Source organism: Pantoea sp. X-Soil-TKNS-1211 (assembly GCF_059730495.1).
The window spans coordinates 1,633,233-1,656,003 of sequence record NZ_AP035953.1; the positions used below are offsets into that span (position 1 = coordinate 1,633,233).

The 22,771-nt window shown below is 51.3% G+C and carries 32 protein-coding genes; 29 read left to right on the forward strand and 3 right to left on the reverse strand.

The window, feature by feature from the left end; all coding sequences use genetic code 11:
- Nucleotides 1-1,015: 1,015 nt before the first annotated feature.
- Complete coding sequence (locus AC6I8W_RS07765; protein ID WP_497837646.1) at nucleotides 1,016-1,675, reverse strand: S24 family peptidase; 660 nt, start codon at nucleotides 1,673-1,675, stop codon at nucleotides 1,016-1,018.
- A 109-nt stretch (nucleotides 1,676-1,784) separates the two neighbouring features.
- Between AC6I8W_RS07765 and AC6I8W_RS07770 the strand changes: the two genes are divergently transcribed.
- The 3 genes from AC6I8W_RS07770 (at nucleotide 1,785) to AC6I8W_RS07780 (ending at nucleotide 2,992) form a co-directional block, all read left to right on the forward strand.
- The gene (locus tag AC6I8W_RS07770) at nucleotides 1,785-2,042 is read left to right on the forward strand and encodes a transcriptional regulator (protein WP_497837647.1); all 258 of its coding nucleotides are present in this window, start codon (nucleotides 1,785-1,787) and stop codon (nucleotides 2,040-2,042) included.
- A gap of 2 nt (nucleotides 2,043-2,044) precedes the next feature.
- On the forward strand, nucleotides 2,045-2,632 hold the full coding sequence (locus AC6I8W_RS07775; RefSeq protein WP_497837648.1) for a YmfL family putative regulatory protein: 588 nt from the start codon (nucleotides 2,045-2,047) through the stop codon (nucleotides 2,630-2,632).
- A gap of 138 nt (nucleotides 2,633-2,770) precedes the next feature.
- On the forward strand, nucleotides 2,771-2,992 hold the full coding sequence (locus tag AC6I8W_RS07780; protein ID WP_497837649.1) for a DUF4222 domain-containing protein: 222 nt from the start codon (nucleotides 2,771-2,773) through the stop codon (nucleotides 2,990-2,992).
- Nucleotides 2,993-3,010: 18 nt separating this feature from the next.
- Here AC6I8W_RS07780 and AC6I8W_RS07785 read toward each other — a convergent pair whose 3' ends face one another.
- Together AC6I8W_RS07785 and AC6I8W_RS07790 are read right to left on the reverse strand one after the other, a co-directional pair.
- The gene (locus tag AC6I8W_RS07785) at nucleotides 3,011-3,208 is read right to left on the reverse strand and encodes a BrnA antitoxin family protein (protein WP_497837650.1); all 198 of its coding nucleotides are present in this window, start codon (nucleotides 3,206-3,208) and stop codon (nucleotides 3,011-3,013) included.
- Nucleotides 3,209-3,244: 36 nt separating this feature from the next.
- Complete coding sequence (locus AC6I8W_RS07790; RefSeq protein WP_497837651.1) at nucleotides 3,245-3,592, reverse strand: HVO_A0114 family putative DNA-binding protein; 348 nt, start codon at nucleotides 3,590-3,592, stop codon at nucleotides 3,245-3,247.
- Between AC6I8W_RS07790 and AC6I8W_RS07795 the strand changes: the two genes are divergently transcribed.
- The 26 genes from AC6I8W_RS07795 (at nucleotide 3,591) to AC6I8W_RS07920 (ending at nucleotide 22,769) form a co-directional block, all read left to right on the forward strand.
- Nucleotides 3,591-4,451, forward strand: a complete 861-nt coding sequence (locus AC6I8W_RS07795; RefSeq protein WP_497837652.1) for an ash family protein — start codon at nucleotides 3,591-3,593, stop codon at nucleotides 4,449-4,451. The two genes, AC6I8W_RS07790 and AC6I8W_RS07795, sit on opposite strands and share 2 nt — an antisense overlap.
- Nucleotides 4,448-5,419 carry a helix-turn-helix domain-containing protein gene (locus tag AC6I8W_RS07800; protein ID WP_497837653.1) on the forward strand — a complete coding sequence of 324 codons (972 nt, stop codon included), beginning with the start codon at nucleotides 4,448-4,450 and terminating at the stop codon, nucleotides 5,417-5,419. Before AC6I8W_RS07795 ends, AC6I8W_RS07800 begins: the two co-directional genes overlap by 4 nt.
- Nucleotides 5,420-5,429: 10 nt before the next feature.
- The gene (locus AC6I8W_RS07805; protein WP_497837654.1) at nucleotides 5,430-5,816 is read left to right on the forward strand and encodes a MarR family transcriptional regulator; all 387 of its coding nucleotides are present in this window, start codon (nucleotides 5,430-5,432) and stop codon (nucleotides 5,814-5,816) included.
- A 50-nt stretch (nucleotides 5,817-5,866) separates the two neighbouring features.
- Nucleotides 5,867-6,697 carry a ParB/RepB/Spo0J family partition protein gene (locus tag AC6I8W_RS07810; RefSeq protein ID WP_497837655.1) on the forward strand — a complete coding sequence of 277 codons (831 nt, stop codon included), beginning with the start codon at nucleotides 5,867-5,869 and terminating at the stop codon, nucleotides 6,695-6,697.
- Nucleotides 6,694-7,161, forward strand: a complete 468-nt coding sequence (locus AC6I8W_RS07815) for a hypothetical protein (protein WP_497837656.1) — start codon at nucleotides 6,694-6,696, stop codon at nucleotides 7,159-7,161. Before AC6I8W_RS07810 ends, AC6I8W_RS07815 begins: the two co-directional genes overlap by 4 nt.
- Nucleotides 7,158-7,679: a hypothetical protein gene (locus tag AC6I8W_RS07820; protein WP_497837657.1), complete on the forward strand. Its 522-nt coding sequence runs from the start codon at nucleotides 7,158-7,160 to the stop codon at nucleotides 7,677-7,679. Before AC6I8W_RS07815 ends, AC6I8W_RS07820 begins: the two co-directional genes overlap by 4 nt.
- Nucleotides 7,680-7,689: 10 nt before the next feature.
- Entirely contained in the window at nucleotides 7,690-8,685 is a 996-nt protein-coding gene (locus AC6I8W_RS07825) for a DUF968 domain-containing protein (protein WP_497837658.1), read from the forward strand.
- A gap of 25 nt (nucleotides 8,686-8,710) precedes the next feature.
- Entirely contained in the window at nucleotides 8,711-9,385 is a 675-nt protein-coding gene (locus AC6I8W_RS07830; protein WP_497837659.1) for a bacteriophage antitermination protein Q, read from the forward strand.
- Nucleotides 9,386-9,664: 279 nt separating this feature from the next.
- Nucleotides 9,665-10,741 carry a DNA-methyltransferase gene (locus AC6I8W_RS07835; RefSeq protein WP_497837660.1) on the forward strand — a complete coding sequence of 359 codons (1,077 nt, stop codon included), beginning with the start codon at nucleotides 9,665-9,667 and terminating at the stop codon, nucleotides 10,739-10,741.
- 217 nt (nucleotides 10,742-10,958) lie between these two features.
- The gene (locus AC6I8W_RS07840; protein ID WP_497837661.1) at nucleotides 10,959-11,321 is read left to right on the forward strand and encodes a phage holin, lambda family; all 363 of its coding nucleotides are present in this window, start codon (nucleotides 10,959-10,961) and stop codon (nucleotides 11,319-11,321) included.
- On the forward strand, nucleotides 11,305-11,937 hold the full coding sequence (locus tag AC6I8W_RS07845) for a glycoside hydrolase family 19 protein (protein WP_497837662.1): 633 nt from the start codon (nucleotides 11,305-11,307) through the stop codon (nucleotides 11,935-11,937). The genes AC6I8W_RS07840 and AC6I8W_RS07845 overlap by 17 nt, the downstream gene beginning before the upstream one ends.
- The gene (locus AC6I8W_RS07850) at nucleotides 11,925-12,380 is read left to right on the forward strand and encodes an Rz lytic protein (protein ID WP_497837663.1); all 456 of its coding nucleotides are present in this window, start codon (nucleotides 11,925-11,927) and stop codon (nucleotides 12,378-12,380) included. Before AC6I8W_RS07845 ends, AC6I8W_RS07850 begins: the two co-directional genes overlap by 13 nt.
- Nucleotides 12,271-12,522 (forward strand): Rz1-like lysis system protein LysC, encoded by a 252-nt coding sequence (gene lysC, locus AC6I8W_RS07855; RefSeq protein WP_497837664.1) that lies wholly within the window; start codon nucleotides 12,271-12,273, stop codon nucleotides 12,520-12,522. Before AC6I8W_RS07850 ends, lysC begins: the two co-directional genes overlap by 110 nt.
- 161 nt (nucleotides 12,523-12,683) lie before the next feature.
- Nucleotides 12,684-13,355 (forward strand): hypothetical protein, encoded by a 672-nt coding sequence (locus tag AC6I8W_RS07860; protein ID WP_497837665.1) that lies wholly within the window; start codon nucleotides 12,684-12,686, stop codon nucleotides 13,353-13,355.
- Nucleotides 13,356-13,435: 80 nt separating this feature from the next.
- Nucleotides 13,436-13,666, forward strand: coding sequence for a hypothetical protein (locus AC6I8W_RS07865; protein WP_497837666.1), 231 nt, complete (start codon nucleotides 13,436-13,438; stop codon nucleotides 13,664-13,666).
- Nucleotides 13,667-13,707: 41 nt separating this feature from the next.
- The gene (locus AC6I8W_RS07870) at nucleotides 13,708-14,598 is read left to right on the forward strand and encodes a hypothetical protein (protein ID WP_497837667.1); all 891 of its coding nucleotides are present in this window, start codon (nucleotides 13,708-13,710) and stop codon (nucleotides 14,596-14,598) included.
- Between the two features lies 1 nt (nucleotide 14,599).
- Nucleotides 14,600-14,851, forward strand: a complete 252-nt coding sequence (locus AC6I8W_RS07875) for a hypothetical protein (RefSeq protein WP_497837668.1) — start codon at nucleotides 14,600-14,602, stop codon at nucleotides 14,849-14,851.
- A gap of 154 nt (nucleotides 14,852-15,005) precedes the next feature.
- Complete coding sequence (locus tag AC6I8W_RS07880; protein ID WP_497837669.1) at nucleotides 15,006-15,515, forward strand: terminase small subunit; 510 nt, start codon at nucleotides 15,006-15,008, stop codon at nucleotides 15,513-15,515.
- The gene (locus AC6I8W_RS07885; protein ID WP_497837670.1) at nucleotides 15,487-17,427 is read left to right on the forward strand and encodes a phage terminase large subunit family protein; all 1,941 of its coding nucleotides are present in this window, start codon (nucleotides 15,487-15,489) and stop codon (nucleotides 17,425-17,427) included. Before AC6I8W_RS07880 ends, AC6I8W_RS07885 begins: the two co-directional genes overlap by 29 nt.
- On the forward strand, nucleotides 17,411-17,617 hold the full coding sequence (locus AC6I8W_RS07890) for a phage head-tail joining protein (RefSeq protein WP_497837671.1): 207 nt from the start codon (nucleotides 17,411-17,413) through the stop codon (nucleotides 17,615-17,617). Before AC6I8W_RS07885 ends, AC6I8W_RS07890 begins: the two co-directional genes overlap by 17 nt.
- Nucleotides 17,614-19,197, forward strand: a complete 1,584-nt coding sequence (locus tag AC6I8W_RS07895) for a phage portal protein (RefSeq protein ID WP_497837672.1) — start codon at nucleotides 17,614-17,616, stop codon at nucleotides 19,195-19,197. The genes AC6I8W_RS07890 and AC6I8W_RS07895 overlap by 4 nt, the downstream gene beginning before the upstream one ends.
- Nucleotides 19,187-20,491: a S49 family peptidase gene (locus tag AC6I8W_RS07900; protein ID WP_497837673.1), complete on the forward strand. Its 1,305-nt coding sequence runs from the start codon at nucleotides 19,187-19,189 to the stop codon at nucleotides 20,489-20,491. Before AC6I8W_RS07895 ends, AC6I8W_RS07900 begins: the two co-directional genes overlap by 11 nt.
- Before the next feature lie 13 nt (nucleotides 20,492-20,504).
- A complete protein-coding gene (locus AC6I8W_RS07905; RefSeq protein WP_497837674.1) occupies nucleotides 20,505-20,825 on the forward strand; it encodes a head decoration protein in 321 nt (106 codons plus the stop codon).
- Nucleotides 20,826-20,875: 50 nt separating this feature from the next.
- Nucleotides 20,876-21,901, forward strand: a complete 1,026-nt coding sequence (locus tag AC6I8W_RS07910; RefSeq protein ID WP_497837675.1) for a major capsid protein — start codon at nucleotides 20,876-20,878, stop codon at nucleotides 21,899-21,901.
- 49 nt (nucleotides 21,902-21,950) lie between these two features.
- The gene (gene gpFI, locus AC6I8W_RS07915) at nucleotides 21,951-22,400 is read left to right on the forward strand and encodes a DNA-packaging protein FI (RefSeq protein ID WP_497837676.1); all 450 of its coding nucleotides are present in this window, start codon (nucleotides 21,951-21,953) and stop codon (nucleotides 22,398-22,400) included.
- Nucleotides 22,401-22,409: 9 nt separating this feature from the next.
- A complete protein-coding gene (locus AC6I8W_RS07920) occupies nucleotides 22,410-22,769 on the forward strand; it encodes a head-tail joining protein (RefSeq protein ID WP_497837677.1) in 360 nt (119 codons plus the stop codon).
- Nucleotides 22,770-22,771 lie beyond the last annotated feature (2 nt).

A 22,771-nucleotide genomic window follows, 5' to 3' on the forward strand; every position in this document is an offset into this window, starting at 1 on the left:
CTCATCTATATCTCCATGCCGTTATTTAGGTTGCACGAATCCCTTGCCACTGATGGCAATAAATCGCTAATGGATTCATTAAATAGGCAGGCAGGTTCTGCTAAACCTGCTGCCTGGTTCTCCACACTGAAAAGGGGATGTGGTGCCGGGTGCCTCCCGGTGCCCTGTGTAAGCTGACAAAGTGCAGGGCGGTAACTGATAGAATTGACGCACCGGATACTAAGGTGATTGTCAGTTTTACCGCGAGCGCATAGCCGCATTCACCACAACGGAAAGAGCGCTGAATTATTTTCGATCTTGGCGTTGAAAAGTGCGATTAGACAAATCAGCCAACATACAATGCTCTTACCTGTTGTGTGCCGGTTACTGGTCCGGCTCGCTCGGCCTCAGCCTGCGAAGAGCTAAATTGTGGTCCTGCCTTGTTGAGCTTTGCGTTCGGCTGGAACAGGTAGGTTCCGCATCACTCCCCGCACTTTTTCGTATAGGCGGCGGGAATCCTGTTGTGATGACCGGTACTGACATCTTCCGGCATGTGCTGGTCAGGTTTTGCTTTCGCGTGTTTCACTCACAACTGACAACTATCGCACTGGCTATCGACCACTTAGCGCATCAGCCTGCGCATTCACCACAACGGTAAGAGCACTGTCAGGACGCTTCAGGCGCTATACCCGCCATCGGCCAATGCTCTAACCTGTTGTGTGCCACACTTCGCAGTGGCCGCGTTCGTCATTTGAGCTACTTACGCGTTAACCGGGCGCTAACCGGCTACTTAGTGATGCCTGCGCCTCCTCTCCCTCACTACGCCGCCGTGGGAGCCAGACCGTATTACGCCGTCTTCACGATGCGCCACCCGTCAAGGTGGGCATGAGCGGTCTGACCGCTTTGCTACTTCATTTCGATGACCCCTTGCGTAACACTGTACCTTGTATTTTGATACATTATGTACCCGCAAGATACATTGTCAAGCGCAAAAAAACCCGCATTGCGGGCAATTTGTTGTCGCGTCGTTTAGTAACTAATGACGTATTTTCCCGGAGAAAATTACTTTTCCAACGATGACACAGTTTTTCTCCGCATTTATATACGGCTCAGGCCAGGTCTCATTCAGCGCCTTCAGATAAACTGAGCCACTGTCGTGTACAAGTCTTCTGAAAGTGTATTGCCCACTTAGTGGGAAGAATGCGATCACATCATCCCCGGCAGTGTATTTCGCATCAGGATCGACGAAAACCAGCTCACCAGGACGATATTCCGGGAGCATGGAATCGGCGTTTACGTCTAACACGAAAGTTTTTTCACCACAGGGAACAGGGCATGGGAATTGGTTATTCAATTTCAATGTCTCTGCTGACGGGGTTTGGATAAAGGTCATAATTTGTGACCACTCTAAAATCGGCACCCATCTCAAAGTGTGACGCAGATCAATTAACTCTTTAGTGGTAGTTGTTGTATCACCATTAGAATGACTGACATCAAGCCAACCTCTTTCAAGGTTAAACGCTTTCTCAATATGCCTCGCTAAATCATCGCCAATTGACTTTGTTGGTTTTGGACCAAGAAACCGGCTGGTTTGGGTTGGTTCCCGATTTATTTTTCTGGCGAAAGCAGAGTTGCCGCCTTCTTTGTCTCTCAGTTGCCTACCATTTATTAGCCTGATTTCATCAATTGTTTTCATAGCTTTATTAGTAACTCTGGTAAAAAAACGATCATATGAAGTGTACCTGTCTGGTTCAATGGCCTTGCAGGAACAATTCAATAGTGTAAGATGTGCCCAGGAGGTACATATGCGGATTAAAAATTACACTTACTGGGATTCACTCACCAAAGTCGAACGCACGGAGTTGGCTAAAGCACTTAACCGTACTCCTGCTTATCTGCGACTTGTTTTCAAAGGCAATAAATCAGCTTCAGCTGAACTCGCTCAGTTATTGCAGAAAGTCACTGATGGAGCGGTTAGTCGTAGCGACATGCGCCCTGACATCTATCCAGACGAAGAATGCGGGGAATTCAAACGCGCCACAACCACGATTGCGGGGTGCTAAGTGTGGGTAAATCAGAATGCCTGGTGGAAAAGCAACCACGCTGGCTGGTGGCTGCTGTCAGGAGGACCATAGTTGAGCTTCATGGTGGATATGATGAAGCAGCAGAAATACTTGCCCTTTACAAAGCGGATGGCATAACCCCTTCAGCTGACGCATTGCATAACCGGCTGCGTACAGGTGGGGACCAGATATTCCCAATATATTGGGCGCTGCTGCTCCAGCAGGCTAGCGGGACCACCCACGTCGTTGATGCATTAGCCCGTCAATGCGGTGGTGTATACGTCCATTTGGTGGAAATCAAAGATATTGCAAATGCGGATATCAATGAGCGTCTGATGGAAACCATTGAGTGGATTGGAAGGCACGCCGCCTTCATTCGTGAAGCAATCGCGGATGGTGAAATAGACAGGGGGGAGCGTGAGCAGATTGATGAAAATAGTTATCAGGTTATGACTAAGTTTCAAGAGCACATAACGCTACTGTACCGCTATTTTTGCAAGCCGGAAAAGTTGAACGCCCCAGGTAGCAGCCTGGAGCGTTCGGTCGCGATCAATATCCAGCGTGGAGACGGTGGAGGTAAAACCGCATGAGCATTGTAACAGCTAAAGTTCAGATGCCTCAATTCTACTGTTTTCCCATAAAGGGGAAAGGCGGCGAATTCAGGTATATCCAGATATTACCGGGGGAATGGGTTTCGCGCACCCGCGAGCAGGTGGATATGGCTGTGGGTGACTTTCTCAAAAAGCTGGGGGAGGGAAGTCACCATTGAAAACGAACACATTGAACCGTGGGTTGCCCACTACCGGGATCATCGGGGTGTTGTGGTTAAAACCATTGGTATCGACACAGTTAACCAGAGGGTCATTTTCAGACGTTCCGGCTATGAGCATGACTGTGTATGCCCACGCCGGGACTGGAAAAGGAAGTTTAAGAGAGTGGATGGCGGTTAATACCACCCTCAATACGGATCAGATTTTGACATCAGCGGGGTTGTGCTTTTTAAGCCAGTCCTTAAGTGCTGCATCCATACGTGTTTGCCAGCCTGCACCGGTCGATTGGAATGCTTCGATAACATCATTGGAATATTCAATGGTTACCGCAATTTTTCCATCATCTGGACCTGCGGTCGTCAATTCATCTGCTGCGCTCATTTTCTGGTTATTCATCAGTGCTCCAGCATTTTTGCATTGGGCAAAAAGCAATCAAGCCACTTTGCCGATGGTAAATTCAAAGTGGATGTCTTCGTATGGGAAAAGAATACCGTTTTCGCCTTTTTCGATTACACCCTGCGTGATTAGTTTGGTTACATCCGAATGTACCGCACGCACATCCCGATTTACGCGTCGCGCAACCTCACGGATGGAAATCTCACCAGCTCCTGTCATTGCTTTGATGATAGCCATGCGGTTAGGGGATAGCGTGTCATGCAGCAAATCCCAGCTCAGGAATGATATGAAATGCCCGCGAGCTGACTCTTTGCCCTGCAAGGCATCCAGCGTGTTTTTCTTAACGTCCTGGATGGATGCTACCCGGATATTCAGCGTCGTCATGGGGTTACCTCCTGAGTTTATCTACGTCATCGAAAAAGCTTTCTACAAGCGCCTCAATGGTGGTGAATGTTGTGTCAATTTCGGTTTTTCCGATGTGTTTGTGGTCGCCCTTGCCGCGTTCATTGTCATATCGCATCAAACATTCACCGTTTACAACGTAAGCAAGGCTGTATTTATAGCCATGTTCACTGCCGAGAATGGCAGGGTCAACTTCCCAAATCACAATCGAAATAAACGATTGATTATCAAGCTGGAACTTATCCTTCCTAAACAGTCTGGAACCCATCGGAACTTATCTCCATGTTCTGGTGTTGTTAATGTTAGCAACACCATCAGGGTGTTGTCAAAGAAAGCAACACTTGATTGTCAGAATTCCGGGCGTTATATTGCACCGGCAGCGGCAAAATCCGCTGACGGGCGTGGAAACCCGGAAGAAATTAGAGCGCACAACCGCGCATGCGGTTTTTTTGTGTGCGGCGCACGGCTACACCTTTCAATGGTGGGGCGTGCAGGGCAGCTTTCGGGCTGGCCGGTTTCTCTGATTCCCGGTATTTCCACCCCTGTACGTCTCACCACCCAAGAGCGTGGAAACTCTGGTGGTGGGTTATCAACACCCGAATCAGAGGATGCCCGGATGGCTACTACCCCTACCCAAACTCAGCCTGAGTTTACCTACCACAGTAAAACCTGTTTATCCCATCACGCTCTCATGACCAGCGCACTGCTGGACGCTATTTGTTATCTCGCGCTTTCAGATGACAGTCAGGCCAGACGTCACGTTATCGATCTCAGCATCATTGCCTCAGAACGCGCCGACGAACTTGCAGAACACCTGGAATTCTCGGAGGTGCGCCTGTGAGCAACAAAATCTCCGGTTACGTTTGGGATGCGTGTGCTGCCACGGGAATGAAATTAACTAGCGTAGCCATCATGGCCCGTCTGGCCGACTTCTCCAATGATGAGGGCGCTTGCTGGCCTTCCATTGCAACAATAGCCCGACAGCTCGGTGCGGGTGCCAGCACTATTCGCACAGCAATTTCGAAGCTGGAAAAAGACGGCTGGTTGACTCGAACTGCACGACGAAACGGCAACCGCAACACTTCGAACATGTATCAGCTCAACGTCAGAAAGTTGTGTGAAATCGCGACCGCTCACCGTCCAGAATCTGATGCATCAAAATTTGACCCGTCAAAATCTGGCGTATCAAACGCTGGGTATGAAAGGTGTGCTCATCCGCCAGAATCTGATGCATCAAATTCTGATGCGTCAAAATTTGACCCGTCAGAATCGAGCAAAAACAGCAGTTTTGACCCGCCAGAATCTGGCGACGATCCATCAGTAACTTCAACTAATGATCCATCAGATAAAAACCCTTCTTGTCCGGAATCTTCGTTTCCGGACGATGAGAATGATTTTTTATCGACTCATCCTGAAGCTGCTGTGTTCAGCGCGAAGAAACGCAAATGGGGTACAGCGGAAGACCTGCGGTGCGCGAAATGGATTTGGGCGCGGATTATTGCCCTGTACGAAAAAGCGGCGGAAGGCGATGGGGAGCTAACCCGACCCAAAGACCCAAACTGGGCGGACTGGTCGAACGATGTACGCCTGATGTGTCAGCAAGATAACCGCACCCATCGGCAAATTTGCCAGATGTTTGATCGTGTTCAACGTGATGGATTCTGGTGCCAGAGAATTCTAAGCCCTGCGAAGCTGCGCGAAAAGTGGGACGAGTTGGCACTGAAACTTAGTACGGCAGCGAGTCAGCGGAACATCACTCACATGCCCTCGGCTGACTATGAAATCCCTGATGGTTTCAGGGGCGAATAGGAGATCACGGATGAACACAACCCAATTGATTTTTAACCACCTGATTTCACAGCCTAGCCAGACACAGGGCCAGATAGCCAAAGCAATTGGCAGAACACCGGTAACGGTCAAGGTTGAGATAAACCGGATGCTGGAGGCAGGGCTGGTCTGGCGCGATGAGTGTTTTTGTTTCTACGCGACAGAGCCAGAAGGTCTTGGTGACGAGAAGTTTGCCGCAGCGCGTAACCTGGCAGAAAGCCTTGAGAATCGCTGCTTGTGGAACCGTGCCGCTGCCCAATGGCATGAAGCGCAGCGTGTGACACTCAAAACAGGCTTGCGTGAGATGGCGATGTCCAGGGCAAACCAATGCGTAGGGATGGCGAGGGTGAATGATCCCAAGCCCGAGGCATGGAGATAAGCGATGGCAACTGAATTGATTATTACTTTGGCATGGGAGCTGGCAACCAAATGACAACTTTAACGAAGATTTACGACAGCAAGAAAAAAGAAGATAAATCAATCACTACCCGCAAGACATACTTTGTTAGCCCAAAGCGCCTGTATGTTGAGCCAGGTTACAACGTTCGCGAAATCGATCCTGAGCACGTTGAAGAATTCCGCGCTGCCTACAAATCCGGGGAATATGTACCGCCTCTGACGGTCCAGATTACAGAGAAGGGCATCAAGATTATCGACGGTCATCATCGCTATCACGGTGCACTTCTGGCAATGGACGATGGTCATGACCTGCGCCTGGAATGTGCTGATTTTTCTGGCGACGAAGCGGATCGCGTTGCATTCATGGTCACAAGCAGTCAGGGCCGAGCACTGGAGCCACTTGAACGCGCCGCAGCTTATCAGCGACTGTTTAATCAGGGGCTGGAGCCGTCAGAAATCGCGAAGAAGGTTAAACGCTCAGTCGCGGATGTGGATCATCATCTGGCGTTGCTGACAGTTGGTGATGGCCTGAAGGAAATGGTCAAAACTGGCGAAGTTGCGGCAACAACGGCAGTTGCGTTAGCTCGGGAGCATGGAGCGAAAGCCGAAAGCGTTGCCAAAACCCAATTGGAAAAAGCCAAAGCCAGTGGTAAGAAGAAACTGACCCGTTCCGCTGCCATGCCGCAATTCAGCGCCACCAAAGCACGCCGTCTGGTTGAGCTACTGTGTGACGCCCGCTACATGGGTGTAGTTGATGGTGAAGCAGTGCTGTATCACGATGATAAATATACTACTGAAATCCTGTCCATCCTCAACGAATACCGCGATGCCAATGAGCGGAACGGGGAGGGTGCAGTATGACCGAAGACACCCAACATCCTGATGACAGCGATAACGTCCTGGCCTTTACCAAACGTTTTGAAGGTAACGCTGATATCCGTGAAATGCGCAATCTCGTGGAAGCCGATCGCCCTAAAAACATCCCGCATCACTGTATGCATGTGAATGTGCTGGTGGATGAATATTGCCGCCAGCTTACCTGTCGTCACTGTGGGGCCGTAATTGATGCATTCGACTGGATAAACGCCCGAGCTAAAGGTGAGAGCAAAGTCGAATGGGAACTTAAGGGGCTGCGTGCCGAAATCACATGTCATCGCACAGGGCTGGAGAAGCTGAAGCGGGAAGAGGTTAACTGCAAAGGCCGTATAAAGACGGCTCAGTTCCGGCTCAACGATATCAACATGCAGATTGTCAGCAAAACACAGGAATTAGGCTTCCTGTCGGAACGGCTTGAGCAGGTGAAGAAAATCAGGAGCAAATCATGAGAATGACACCGCCATATCTTCAGCCGGTTTTATCCAGGGTTAAAAGGCTGGTGGAGAAGATGCCTGAAGGCGCGACGCTTACGATGCTTTGCCAAAAGGTTCCTGCATACCAGGAATTGAGCAAAAAAGACAAGTTACAGCTTATCGAGATCATCAGAGACAGCGGGATCCTCTGCGTTGTAGAGGAAAAGAGGACCACTACCATTCATCACCCTAAATTTGGTCATTTCAGCGCATCATCGATTACAGCACCTTTCAGAAGACAAACGGAGAAGACAGTGAATCAGAAACAGGTAACACCAGAGGCATTACGCCAGCAGTCCGTTGAATTAATTCGTGCTGCCGAAGAGTTAGAGAAGAAGGCCACGGACCGTGCTGAAGTCAGAAAGCAGGTGGACCAACTTAAACTGGAAGTATTGCAGGCTTATGGGGCTGCTAACCGTAAATTCGACGAATTTATTGATGCAATGGCGGACATGGGGAAAGCCGTGCAGAAGTTGAAAGAAATTTCGCTCTAAGGTTTCCTGAATGAGGGCGCTGCTAACACCAGAAGTTGCACCGAGAACAGGGATCGTCTTGCTTAAGCCGGGGAGTGAGCTGCTCCCCTTATTTCGTGGACGCGTGTTGATATGCACGCCACCACATGATTTATCCAATACTCCATCCGGGCTGCTAAACAACAGCCCCCAGCCTTTGCTTGATGAAAAAATGCTGACAGATTTTTTCACTGATGACCGGGTGATAAAAGCTGCTGGTGGTTGGACGGCACACACTGCATGGGCAGAAAAGCTGCGCTGTTGCCAGCACAGGTCCAATGATACGTGGTGTCATCAACATTACACGACAATGCGCACCGATACGGGAGTGGTATCCCTGTGTTTTGCACATGACAACTATTATCGGGAGAACGGACTACCGGAAAGCATACAGGCAGTTGCATCTTCCAATGTGGCTCTGTGGGTCATTGAATCGGCTTGTCTTCAGATTGGCCTGGGCAGTGAGCATCTGATGACATTGCCGGAACTATGCTGGTGGGCCTGCCTCAATGACCTTACGGACCTGATACCTGAAGCACCAGCACGCCGCGTGCTGCGGATGCCAGTAGAGAAAATGGCAACAGGGCCACAAAGGGAGTCAGAGATAAAACCGGCGCCCGCTGCCCGTGAAATTATTCAGGAGGCCATTAAGTCGGTCATCACCCTTAAAGCCGATCCTGAGTCGCCAGAGTCATTCATGAAGCGACCGAAGCGGAAACGCTGGGTAAACCAGAAATACACCCGATGGGTAAAGACGCAGCCATGTTCAGGCTGTGGCCGGTCAGCAGATGACCCGCATCACATCATCGGACACGGACAGGGAGGGATGGGAACCAAGGCACACGATTTGTTTGTGATACCGCTTTGCAGGGCATGTCACGACGACTTACACCGTGACCTTGCGGCATTTGAAGATAAGCACGGTAGTCAGCTTGAGCTGCTGCTCAGATTCCTCGATCACTCGATAGCAGTCGGCGTGATTGGGTAGATAAGAAAGCGTGGAGAATAGCAGCATGATTAATTTTTCGTATATTCGCGAAAGTGTGAATATTGCTCTGATGGAAATCAGCGCCAGCACTAAAGGCCAGTTGGAGGCTTTCAGCGAATCCCCAATGGCGCGGACCACAGTCTATACGCGTCAAAGATTGCGCACAGTCGAACTTGAAAAGAATCGCACGGTTTTTGCCGATACAGAACCAGTGAAATGCAACCAGACCAGAATCAGCAAAAAACCATTTCCCCCCATCCATGAAATGACTTTCATGTATGCATCATGGCGGCGTGCCATTGGTGAATTAACCCCTGAACATCATGCCTGGATAAGTTACTGCTATGGGTACGATCTCAATTATGAGCATCAACTTGAGATAGCCAGTTTCATCACTAATAGATTTGGTCAATATCTTAAAACCGTTCGTGTGAGTGAGAAGGTGGCTAAATGTTTCCTCACCTGTTTCGAACAGCTGGCGGCCCAGGTTGTGGTGTATGAGTTGCGCGGACTGGATGCAGGTAAATACACGCAGGTCCAGCTGGCTCAGATGGCAATGGTGAAACCTGATAACTGGCGTAAGCAGTACCACCAGCACTGGTTGAAGTTACTGGATATTTGCCAGCAGCTTGACATTGACGCGCTCACCGAAGTGAATATTAAGCAATTTCAAACGATTTCGAAAAATATAGCGTCATGATGCTTGCAATTTTCCGCTTTTTCCTGCATATTTAGCGAAATTTTGATATTTTGCCATTTTTCTAATGAGCCTCAGCGGTTAATCTGCTGGGGTTTTTTAATGTCCAGTTTAATCAGATATTAACCCCTGTGGCTGACGAGCTTGGTATTCAAACTCCGATATGCGTCAGGGTGTTTTGATTCAGATTAATGATCAAGACCCGCCACGGTGCGGGTTTTTTGTTTTTGATTCTCAGATTTCACATGAGATGTGATTTATTTTTTTGGGGAAATCCGACTCATGATGAACATCACCGAGGTATCCGGCGCGGTGCTGGTGAACGCCGATTGCCTGGAGTATTTAAAGACACTGCCTGATAACCATATCGACCTGATCCTCACTGACCCACCTTACTTCAAAGTCAAACCTGATGGATGGGACAATCAGTGGAACGGCGACGAAGACTATCTTAAATGGCTGGATGAATGCCTGGAGCAATTCCGGCGCGTGCTGAAGCCTGCCGGAAGCATCTATCTGTTTTGCGGACATCGTCTGGCACCAGATATAGAAATACTGATGCGGGAGCGGTTCCGGGTGCTGAACCATATCATTTGGGCAAAGCCAAACGGCTATTGGAACAAATGCCGCAAAGAAGACTTCCGGTCATATTTCCCGGCAACGGAGCGCATTCTCTTTGCGGAGCATCGGCAGGGGCCATGTTCAGGCAAAAGCGATGGATACGAGAAAGCGTGTAGTGACCTGAAGCAAAACATCATGTCACCACTGATAAATTATTTCCGTTCTGCTCGGTCTGCCCTGGGGGTATCAGCAAAGCAGATTGCTGAAGCGACCGGGAAAAAGAACATGGCGTCTCACTGGTTCGGTCTGAGTCAGTGGTCGTTGCCGAACGAAGCCGATTATACAAAGTTGCAGCAGTTGTTCAGGGATGTCGCTCTCCAGCAAAAGGGCGAGAAGGGGTTGGATATTCCTCACGCTACGCTTAACGAGGACTGGTCTGGATTAAACCGTCAGTATTCAGAGCTGGTGGAAGAGTATAAAGCCATGCGGCGCTATTTTGCCGTAACCGCCAGCGTGCCATATACCGACGTATGGACGCACAGTCCTGTCCAGTTTTATCCGGGTAAACACCCCTGTGAAAAACCGGCAGCAATGCTTGAGGACATCATCCGGGCCAGCAGTCGTTCCGGCGAGCTGGTGGCAGATTTCTTCATGGGTAGTGGTTCGACGGTAAAAGCTGCATTAAGCCTTGGGCGACGCGCTATAGGCGTTGAGCTTGAAACAGATCGTTTTCTCAACACGGTTGAGGAGGTCTTCGATTCTTCTCCCGGTGAAATCACGTCGCGAGTTACAAATTAACCCTGTGGCTGACGAGCCAGGAAGTTACCGCGTTGTCGTCAGGGTTGATAAACCATAAGCGGGGAATGGTCCCCGCACCAAATATTCAGAGGCTGCCCTTTGGGCGGCCTTTGTCATTTTTGCGCACCTGAATCAGTTCCACGGGTTTAGCCGAAGCTGAACGGTGTGCAGTTTCCTCGTTACCACTGGCAGCCACCCCAATACGCGGGAGATGGAGATGAAACGCATGCCGGAAAATGATGTTGGGTTCTGGGCCAGTCTTCTTGCCTGGCTCTATGCCCACAAGAATGAGGCCGGTTATGCCGCAGCTTCAGGAGTAATGGCAATCATCAGAGCCTCATACTTTGGCAGGGACACCTGGCCCCGGCGTCTGATGGATGCCGCGATGTGTAGCCTGTTTGCCTTCTTTGTTAAGCCCTCATTGCAGCTGCTTGTCTCGATATTCCACTGGAACATCGGGGACGATTTCGCGTGGGTGGCCGCGATTCTCATTGGTTTTATTGGCATTGATTATCTGTCGTTCCGTTTCAGGAGACAGCTTGATAAAAAACTCGGAGGAGCAGATGAAAACAGCCAGTGATTTTCAGCGAGCAACGGGCGTTACATCAGCGCTGGCCGCTACCTGGTTTAACTCTATTGCCAGCAGCATGGCGGATTTTGAAATTGATACGCCGCTACGACAGGCGCATTTCCTCGCGCAGATCGGCCATGAATCAGCCGGATTCATGAAGGTAGAGGAGGGGCTGAATTACAGCGAAAATGCGCTGACGGCGATGTTTCGCAAGCGTATCACCAGTGAGCAGGCGCGCACTTACGGGCGCAATGATGCCCACGCTGCCGACCAGAAGATGGTCGCCAATATCATCTACGCGAACCTAAATGGTAATGGCGATATTGCCTCGGGTGATGGTTACCGTTATCGCGGTCGGGGATTAATCCAGATCACAGGCAGAAAGAATTACGCGGCACTGGTTAAAGCGCTGGGCGCTGATGTCGTGGCGCAGCCTGACCTTCTTACCGGGTATCGACTGGCGGCAGAGTCGGCAGCAGCATGGTGGAAAAGCCACGGCCTCAACGAGCTGGCCGACAGGGATGATATTGACGGTATCACCCGGATTATCAATGGTGGCATAAACGGACTGGATGACCGGAAATCCCGATTAGCCAGAGCGAAGGAGGTTTTATGTTCATCATAATCAACTTAATCAGAAAAAATATCGGCATCTTTTTTGTGATCCTGGTCTGCGGTGCGCTCTGGGTACTCAATGCCAGAGACGCACAACTTGAAGCTACCAATCAGCGGCTGGAGAAGCTGAACGACAGCAAGGACAAGCAGATTAATGACCTGCGCTCCAAAAATGATGATCTGGCGTCCAGCGTGAAAGACCTGGTGATTGCAGTGAAGCGGCAGAACGACGTCATGGGCGAGGTTGCGGCACAGCGTGCGGTGACTGCCGAACAGAACAGGAAATTACAGGATGAAATCAAACGCTATCTCGCTGCCGATAAGTGCGCTTCTGCTGCTGTCGATGCTCGCGCTGTTGAGCGGTTGCGGGACGCCGCAAAGTCCGCAAGTCGAGTATCGAACAATCAAACAACCCCGGCTAAACCTGCCATCGGAGCTGACAACCCCGATTGATGCGCCGGAGCCAAAACCCGGCATGCTTTACGGCGATAGCGTGGAGTTGAATCTCGCGCTCTATGGCGTGATAGAGCGATGTAATTTAGATAGGGAAGGTATACGGAAAATAGAAGCAGGAAATGCTGCTGCGGTTTGGTAAACAATTTGAAAGATCTCATTTAACGCATGGGGATGACGCCGTTATATAAAATAATATATTTAAATCATTCAGATATCATAAAGTTCAACATTTACGCATGAAACTTGATTTTTATGCGTAATGAGGTGATTATGTGTTCTCATCCATACGGGAGAACACATATGGCGTTTAGATCAGACGAAGAGAAAGACAAAGGGCTTGAAAAAGCATTTCAGAGATTGGTTCCCCGGGGTGGCTCACAAGAAGAGCGTGATGCTGCGAAGCAAGTTATTTATGACATTATCGATAAATATGGGCCTGTGGTAGAAGGTTATCCCTCCTGGCACCCTCTGGTGTCTACCCCCAAGAGTCCGTATTCTCGATACCCGTTTACAACGCCAGGTAACGATAATGGATATGCGGGGGTTGACCATACGATATATTTCGCGAATGCATTTTTGACCTGTCCCTATGACGGTGGAAAAGAAATATTATCATCTATTGATTCACGACCAAGACATCATCTGGCGAATATCACAGCAGAGAAACTTTCCACAGTAATGTACAACTCAAATGCAACACCTGTACTTGTTACTTGTGAGTGGGATGAAGTCTTAAATTTTGATAAGACAATTCCTAAGCGAATTGCGATTGGTTTGATGTTGGAAGAAGAAATACCAGCCTGGAGGTATGCTGAAGTCGCTGAAACATGGGAATCAATGAAGCCGTACTTCCTTGGCAGACCTCATGGTGCACGTTCTTCGTTATTTGTTGACCAAGAAACCGGGCAGGCCATGAAAGCTATCTGGAATGCTATTATTTACACAGGAATGTACGGACCAATTAAGGTATAGAATCAAGAGCTGGTGACACTATCAGCAATTTTGTTGTTGTGATAACTTTCTAACTCCATTGAATAAAAGGAGTTTTGAAGATGTCTCAAGAACAGGTTTTTGAGCAAGCCGTACATGCTGTATTGGGCGCAGCGATTGAACTAGGTTATGACATTGATAAGATTTCAGAACGCGCAAAACTGATTATGCATGGCAATGAAGTTTATCGTTTTGTTGGTCATTCTGACCAGGAAGTATCAAAGACGGTTCACATTATCGATGAGATTTCAGAAGAAATAAAAACCATCTATCAAAATAAACCTGGTAAATGAAAACAAGCCGCCCTCTGGGGCGGTTTTTTTTGGGATGAAAAATGCAGGACACCTTTAATATCACCTTCATTGGCGGTACAAGTCTGCGCGGCATCTCTGTACCCGGAATGGTAAAACTTGTCAGAAGTTCATCGGGCAATAAAACAAAAGTAATTGACCTCACCGGAACGGACATTGATTCCGATGTAACTTTTGCGGGACCACCTCACTATTACCGCAACGCAGCGGGTTTGCTGGTGATGAGTAGTGCCAATGTATGGCCCCTCGAATATTCGAATGGTGTTCCTGTTGGCAGGCACGAACCTGAACCGGAACGCAAAAACTATCAGGGCAGCAGTCAGGTCAGCACGATAACAGGTAGTGACTTTGTTTCGTCATCTGGTACGACAGCGACAACCACAGCAGGCCCTAACGGCAGTAATGTTTCTGTTTTGGCAGCAGACCGTCTGAAGTCTGCGCTGTATGACCCAACCGCCGCCGCATGGCTGGTGGCTGAATTTACCCCAACGGCATCAGCGACATTTGCGCATGTCATTATGTCCGGTGCACTTGTTGCCAGTACCCCATTGCGTACCTATATGGCGAGGCGTGATTCCGCTACATACATCTACGGACTTAGCCAGGCAGTGCCTACGGGCAACGTTACGGCTTCCTTTTTCCGCGCCGTACTGTCTGCCGGTGTGGCGGTTGGCATGCTTCAGGTTGAGAGCGGCCTGCTTGCAACATCACCCATTGATACACAGGCAGGCCAGACGGCAACGCGTGCAGCTTCATCTGTCACAGTGAATACGAGTGACGCTTCCTCTATCACGGTGACCTACAGCAGCGGTGAGAGCGAAAGCTATGACACGCCGGATGAGACATTCACGCTGCCATTTGCAAAAGCTCACTGGCAGACGCGTCACATTACAACCATCGAACTGAGGGCCTGACATGGCTAAGAGTCTCCTGCTGACTTCAGCGAAATTCGTGCAGATAACTGACGGGTCGAACTATGGCTATCTGTCGGTGCAAAACACACCGGGCAACGGTGTGATGTGCTGGACCGACTCGGAGATCGAACCCGCTGCCGATGCTCCAGTACACGAAGGTGACCGCAGAGTGAAGGCCGGACCGGGTCTGACTGTCTGGGCGCGGGCAAAATCAGCGGACTGCGATGCAACCCTGACGAACTGGACCGAATAATGCGACTGAAATTGCTTCTCGTTTGCGTTTTGGCGGGTCCTTTCCGGCGTTTCGAAGCACCGAGGGTCTGCCGGACGCGCCAAATGTCGCGATTTATGACCTTTTTCTGGAGGTTGGTTGTTGTTTAATTGTCGGTGAAATCAGAAGGTGAGCGGTGGCACATTTACTTAATAAAAGTGACATGGCGGCATCTCTGGGTATATCGGTGCAGGCTTTTGATAAATGGGGAGTTACGCCGGTTGAAAGGCGAGGGCGGGAGGTGCTTTATGACGTACGTTCCGTACTGAATAACCGGCTCGACCATCAAGGCCGAAAACAACAACTTGATGATCCTGACGGTCAGGATTTAGCCAAAAAAAAAGATTATGAAGACTGGCGTCTCACCCGCGCACAGGCCGATGCACAAGAAATTAAGAATCAGAAGTCCAATTCCGAAGTTGTTAATGTCCAGTTTTGCTCGGTTGTTATGTCACGCCTGGCGGCTGAAATCGCCAGCATTCTGGACACCATTCCTTTGTCGATGCAGCGGCGTTTTCCAGAGATTGAAACGCGTCATATTGAGTTCCTGAGAGCTGACATAATCAGGGCGCGCAACAAAGCCGTAAACGTCGGCAATATAATTCCGGACATGCTTGATGAATTTATCGAGAGCGCAGCTGAATAATTTGATGGCTGCTGTAAGAACCGGTTTAAGTGTGCTGTACAAGCCTGAAGAAATGACGGCGGTGCAGTGGATGGATGAACATTATTACCTTCCCAAAGAATCTGCCTATCAGGAGGGACGCTGGGAAACGCTTACGTTTCAGAAGGCGATCATCAACGCGATGGGGTCAGATTCGATACGTGAGGTAAATCTCGTCAAGTCTGCTCGTGTTGGCTATTCAAAAATGCTGCTTGGCGTCATCGCCTATTTCATCGCCCACAGGCAGCGAAACGAACTGCTTTTCCTGCCGACAGATGGGGACGCAGAAAACTTCATGAAAAGCCACGTTGAACCAACCATCAGGGACGTGCCGTCGCTACTGGCGCTCGCCCCGTGGTTTGGGCGCAAGCATCGCGACAATACTCTCAGCATGAAGCGCTTCGCTAACGGGCGCGGATTCTGGTGCCTGGGTGGGAAAGCAGCCAAAAACTACCGCGAGAAATCTGTTGATATCGTGGGCTACGACGAGCTGGCGGCTTTTGATGCAGATATCGAAAAAGAAGGGTCACCGACTTTCCTCGGTGACAAGCGAATCGAGGGTTCTGTCTGGCCCAAATCCATCCGGGGATCGACGCCAAAGCTGCGTGGTTCATGCCAGATAGAACGTGCCGCTGAAGAGTCGGCGCACTTTATGCGTTTCCATGTTGCCTGTCCGCATTGTGGTGTTGAACAGTATCTGAAGTTTGGTGATCGGGGTACACCATTCGGTCTTAAGTGGGATGAGGGAAAGCCTGGCAGCGTTTTTTATCTTTGTGAGCACAACGGATGCATCATCCGACAGCAGGAGTTTGATTTCACCAGTGGGCGTTATGTTTGTGATCGCACAGGTCTGTGGACCAGAGACGGCTTAGTCTGGTTTAGCGTAGACGAGCAGGAGATTTCCCCTCCCGAAAGTGTGACGTTTCATATCTGGACTGCCTACAGCCCGTTCACCACCTGGGTACAGATCGTCAAAGATTTTCTGAAAACCAAAGGAGACCCCGGCAAGCGTAAAACCTTCACTAACACCACGCTGGGTGAAACGTGGGAGGAGGCGCTGGGCGAAAGGCCAGATGCCAATCAGCTGACTGCCAGAGTGGAAAAATACGCTGCCCGTGTACCGGAGCGCGTGGTGTATCTGACGGCGGGGATTGACTCTCAGCTTGATCGTTATGAAATGCGCGTCTGGGGCTGGAGTGCCGGGGAGGAAGCCTGGCTGATAGACCGGAAAATCATCATGGGGCGTCATGATGCTGAAGAAACACTGGTGCGCGTGGACGTAGCCATTAACAGCAGGTATGCCTGCCAAGGTGGCGGAGACATTGGGATTGGTCGCGTCTGCTGGGATACGGGTGGTATCGATCCGGCAATTGTCTACAACCGTTCGAAAAAACTCGGGCTGTTCCGGGTTATCCCGGTCAAAGGCTCTTCTGTTTACGGCAGGCCCGTCGCTGATATGCCCCGCAAGCGTAATAAAGACGGTGTGTATCTGACGTCTGTCGGGACTGATGTTGCTAAAGAACAGATATACAGCCGTCTGGATATTCCACTGCCTGAAGACGGCAGCCCGACACCAGGCGCAATTCACTTCCCGGATGACATAGAGATATTCGACGCCAGCGAAGCGGGTCAGATTACCTCCGAAGAGCTGGTGGAGAAGTGGGTCCGGGGCATCAAAAGAATTCTGTGGGACAACAAAGGGCGGCGCAATGAAGGGCTGGACTGTTTTGTCTACGCTCTCGCGGCGTTGCGCATCAGTATCATCCGCTGGCAGCTGGACTTGCAAAAACTGCTCGATCAGAAACAGCAGGTTAATGGCGGGCTGTCTGAGGCCGATGCGAATCTGGCGGAAATTGCAAAAATGCTGAGGGGAACCGATGGCAACACAGGCTGACCTGAATTCCGCCTACCGGGCATTACATGAACTGATGACCGGGAAGCGGGTTAGCGCAGTACAGAAAAACGGGCGGAGCGTGACGTTTACATCAGCCACACTCGCAGAGCTTAAACAGTATATTTCAGACCTGGAGGACGAGCTGGGTGTTAATGTCCGCCGTCGCGGACCAGCGAGGTTTGGCTTATGAAGCAGCCAAAATTATTGGGTCCGGACGGTCATACACCTTTGCGGGAATATGCCGGATATTCAGGTGGGGGGCAGGGTTTTGGCGGGCAGCTTAACGGCTGGATGCCACAGTCACAGAGCGCAGATGCGGCACTATTGCCGGTACTCGAAAGAGGTAATGCCCGTGCGGACGATCTTATCCGCAATAATGGCTATGCCGCCAACGCAATTCAGTTGCATCAGGATCATATTGTCGGTTCCTTCTTCCGGCTGAGTTACCGTCCGAGCTGGCGTTATCTGGGAATGGATGAGGAGGATGCCCGCGCATTTTCCCGCGATGTCGAGGCCGCCTGGTGGGAGTTTGCCGAAGACGACCAGTGTTACATCGACGCCGAGCGCAAGCGCACGTTTACGATGATGATCCGTGAAGGTGTTGCCATGCATTCGGTTAACGGGGAAGTGGCAGCGCAACCGTGCTGGTCCGACAGCCCGTCACGGCTGTTTAAAACGCAGTTCAAAATGATAAGTCCCCGGCGAATCTGCAATCCCAACAACACGATGGACAGCGCAGGTATTCGGGGCGGCGTCGAGATAGACAGCAGCGGGGCGGCGCTGGCTTATCACATTGCCAGCGATGACTACCCGTCCTGGTCGGTTCGGAAGTGGGTACGTATTCCTCGCGAACTGGCAAACGGACGACCCGCCATGATTCATATTTTCGAACCGTCAGAAGACGGTCAGACGCGTGGCGCTAACCAGTTTTTCAGCGTGATGGAGCAGATGAAAATGCTGGATACGTTGCAGAACACGCAGTTGCAAAGCGCCATCGTTAAGGCGATGTATGCCGCAACGCTGGAAAGTGAGCTGGATACGGAAAAGGCGATGGAATTCATTCTGGGTCAGGGCGGGGAGGCAAAGATCACCGACCTGCTGAAAGGTGCCGTTGCTTACTATCAGAGCGAGCCTGTCCGCATGAACGGGGTGCGCGTTCCGCACCTTTATCCGGGCGACTCGTTAAACCTCCAGTCCGCGCAGAACAGCGATAACGGTTATTCCTCGTTCGAGCAATCGCTTCTGCGCTATATCGCGGCGGGTCTGGGGGTATCGTATGAGCAACTGTCCCGCAACTATTCCCAGATGAGCTATTCCACCGCCCGCGCCAGCGCCAATGAGTCCTGGTGTTACTTCATGGGTCGCCGGAAATTCATCGCTTCCCGACAGGCAAGCATGATGTTTCTGTGCTGGCTGGAAGAGGCTATTGCCAGAAGGGTCATTCGGCTGCCTTCCCGTGCCCGGTACGACTTTTATCAGGCTCGGAGCGCGTGGGGTAACTGCCAGTGGATCGGCGCGGGGCGTATGGCTATCGACGGACTGAAGGAGGTTCAGGAAGCGGCAATGCTGATTGAGGCGGGCCTGAGTACCTATGAGATCGAGTGTGCCAAACGCGGTCACGATTATCAGGAAATTTTCGCACAGCAGGTCCGAGAAACGATTGAGCGCCGCAGCGCAGGATTACAACCGCCTGCGTGGGCTGCTGCGGTGTTTGATGCGCAGATTAAGAATCCCGCGAACGAACAGGAGGCAACACAGGATGCTGCGTGATTTACCCCATATAGCCAGCCTGGCATTTAATCAGCCGCTGCTACTGGAACCCGCCTATGCGCGGGTTTTCTTTTGCGCGCTCGGCAGGCAACTCGGTGCCAGGCAGATGACCGATGCCGGGGGCCAGATTTTCACAGGTCCTGAAGGTATGAATGTGCCGCTTGCGGCATATGGCGATGGTGACCGGGCAGAGCGTGAACGTAATTATCAGGTGCAGGGCCGAATAGCGATCATCCCGGTGGTGGGCACGCTGGTGAACAAAGGGAGCTGGCTTGGTGCGATGAGTGGCATGACCGGTTATAACGCGATCATCAGTCAGATACAGCAGGCCATTTCTGATCCGGGTGTGGACGGTCTTCTACTGGATATGGACACGCCGGGCGGCATGGTCGCAGGGGCGTTTGACTGTTCGGACACCATTGCCCGGTTACGTCAGGAAAAACCCATCTGGGCGCTCGCTAACGATATGAACTGTTCAGCGGGTCAGCTGCTGGCAAGCGCCTGTTCACACAGGCTGGTTACCCAGACGGCGGCAACCGGATCAATCGGCGTGATCACCGCCCACAGCAGCTACGAAAAGCAGCTGGAAACGGAGGGCATTGATATCACGCTGATATACAGCGGGGCGCACAAAGCGGACGGCAATAGCGTCGAAAAACTTCCTGCCGCTGTCCGCGATCAGATGCAGACCGCCAGCGATGCCCTGCGTCAGATGTTCTGCGAAAAAGTGTCTCTCTATACCGGCATGAGTGTGCAGGCGCTGCTCGATACAGAAGCCGCTGTTTTCAGGGGCCAAAGTGCGGTTGATGCAGGCCTGGCCGATGAGCTGGTGCTCAACACCGACGCGATTGCGCATATGCGCGAAGCGATTAACGCAAAAACTCAAATCACATCGACAGTCAATAAAGGAGTGAGCATGAAAACTGAAAACACCACCACGCAGAGTGCGGCGGCGGACCTGCCCGATGGTGCCGACCTCGCTCTAAAAACCGCTGGGGAAACGGGTGCCGCTGTGGAGCTTGCCGTCAGCGCCGAGCGCACCCGCATCATGGGGATTCTCGGCTGCGAGGAGGCGAAAGGGCGTGAAGACCAGGCACAGGTGCTTGCCGGGATCGCTTCCATGAACGTGGAAGACGCTAAAAAAATTCTCTCCGCCTCCCCGGTTGCAGTCCAGGCACGCAGCGAAACCGCGCTGGATGTGCTGATGAAAGATTCTCCCGGTGCGGTTGAGGCGGCACAGACGTCAGCAGAAACAGACAGCGATCTTAAATTACTGATGTCTATCCCGTTGTAAGTGAGGTTTACCGATGAGCAACACAGAAATCTTTGAACATTTTCAGCCTCTTGCAGGCAGTGATCCGGCGTATACCGGTATCACTGAAAGCGGCATCACAGAGGCTACACCGGCGTTTACTCCGCTCGCGATGACAGACGGCAAAGCTGCCGTGTGGGACGGCGAGGGCAACTGTTTTGGCATGCTGGCGCTGGCACTTGCGGGGACAGAATCCCGGCTGACGTATTTCAAAACCGGCACGTTTCGTAATGCTGACGTGAACTGGCCTGCTGATATTGAAGAATCGGTGAAGTTTACCGCCTTTGCAGGAACCGCGATCAGTATCGTGGACTGATTACACTTTCAAACAGGCCGGAAATCCGGCCTTTTTTCTGAGGATTTTCCATGAGTATTTTCTCAACCCGTCAGCTGGTGGCGGTGACGCAGCAGAAATTCAAATTTGACCCGTTGATCCTGCGTCTGTTTTTTCGTGAGACCTACACCTTTGACACCGAAACCGTGGACCTGGCGAAAATCCCCGGTAACGTCGATATGGCACTTTATGTATCGCCCATGGTGGCAGGCAAGGTCATCCGCACGCGCGGTGGCGAGGTGACGCAGTTCAAACCCGGTTATACCAAACCGAAACATGAGGTTAATCCGGGCATGCTGGTGCGCATGCTCCCCGATGAAGATCCGGCTAACCTCAATGACCCGGTTTATCGACACGGAAAACTGGTAATGCAGAACCTCCAGGATGAGGAGCTTGCTATCAAACAGGTTGAGGAGCACCAAGCAGTGGAGGCGGTGCTTTACGGCAAGTACATCATGGAGGGTGAAGCCTTTGAAGCGGTCGAAGTGGACATGCAGCGCAGCCCAGAAAACAACATTATTCAGGCCCCCGGTGATGGCTGGTTGACGCAGGATAAAGACACCTACGAACCGGCTGACGATCTGGAAGCCTACGCACTGGCGGCCAGCGGCGTTATTAATATCGCGCTTATGGATGCAAAAGCCTGGTCAGTATTCCGTTCCTTTAAAACCGTGCAGGCGAAACTCGACACCCGCCGGGGGTCCAACTCAGTGCTGGAAACCGCTGTTAAGGATCTGGGGCTGGCCGTGTCGTACAAGGGCATGTATGGCGACGTGGCTATCGTGGTGTATGCGGGCCAGCACATTGTTGATGGCGTTAAGAAAAATTATATGCCGGATAACACGGTCATCCTTGGCAACTTGCAGGCACGCGGCCTGCGCACCTACGGTGGTAACCAGGACATTGAAATCATCGCGGAAGGCATTGTAAAAGGCACCCGCTTCCCGAAAAACTGGGTTCAGAAAGGTGATCCGGCCCGTGAATTCACCATGACACAATCTGCGCCGCTGATGTTGCTGGCTGATCCTGACGAGTTTGTCGTCTTCACGTTGGGTTAAATTCCCGGCCAATCCTGACCCGAAAGGGTCTTTTTTTTAAGGAATTTTCATGGCTACCAAAGAGCAAAATATCGTCCGTCTGGGCGAGCTGGCCGTCATTCTTGGACGCAATGTGGATGTCACCGGCAATGCAGCAGAAATCCAGCAGCGCGTGAATGAATGGGAAGTTGAAGCCGCTGAACTGTCATCAGACGGGAACGGCAGCGACGGTGCTGACACTGAAACCGGGTCTCAGACCGGGACCGGAACAGAGACCGGTAGTGAAACAGGTTCTGACACTGAAACGGTCACGGGCGCTGAAGCTGGTGGGGATACATCCAGTCAGGTCGTACCTGATGTGGCCTACGAGACGGTAACGCTGCTGCGTACCACACACCTCAACGCGTTGGCTGAGCTGACAGACGATGCGGTGAAAATTGCCGTGAAGGGTACGCGCGTGCGGGTGACACCAGCCCGTGCCAGTGTCCTGGCGAAAGCGAAGCTGGTCAGCCGGGGCTAAGGAGCAGGCATGAGTGAGTTCGATAACCTGTTTGATCAGGCAATGAGTGAGGCCGATGGCATCATCAGGGATACCTTCGGGCGTCAGGCTGAAATTGTCATTGGCAGCACGGGGCGAACTGTCCGCGTGGTATTTGATGACGAGGGGATAGTTCAGCGCATTGCTGACGGTCAGGTGATGAACTCCAGCCCCGAGATTTTCTGCGCTTTAGCTGACGTTGACGGACTGAAAAAGCGCGATGCCGTGTATATCGGGGGTGTCGCGTTTTATGTCTCGGAGATTGGTCGGCCCGACGGCGACAGCGTGACGATAAAACTGGCGCACGGCGAACCGGGTAAAACGGCACCTGATATCAACACCTGGAGTTAATT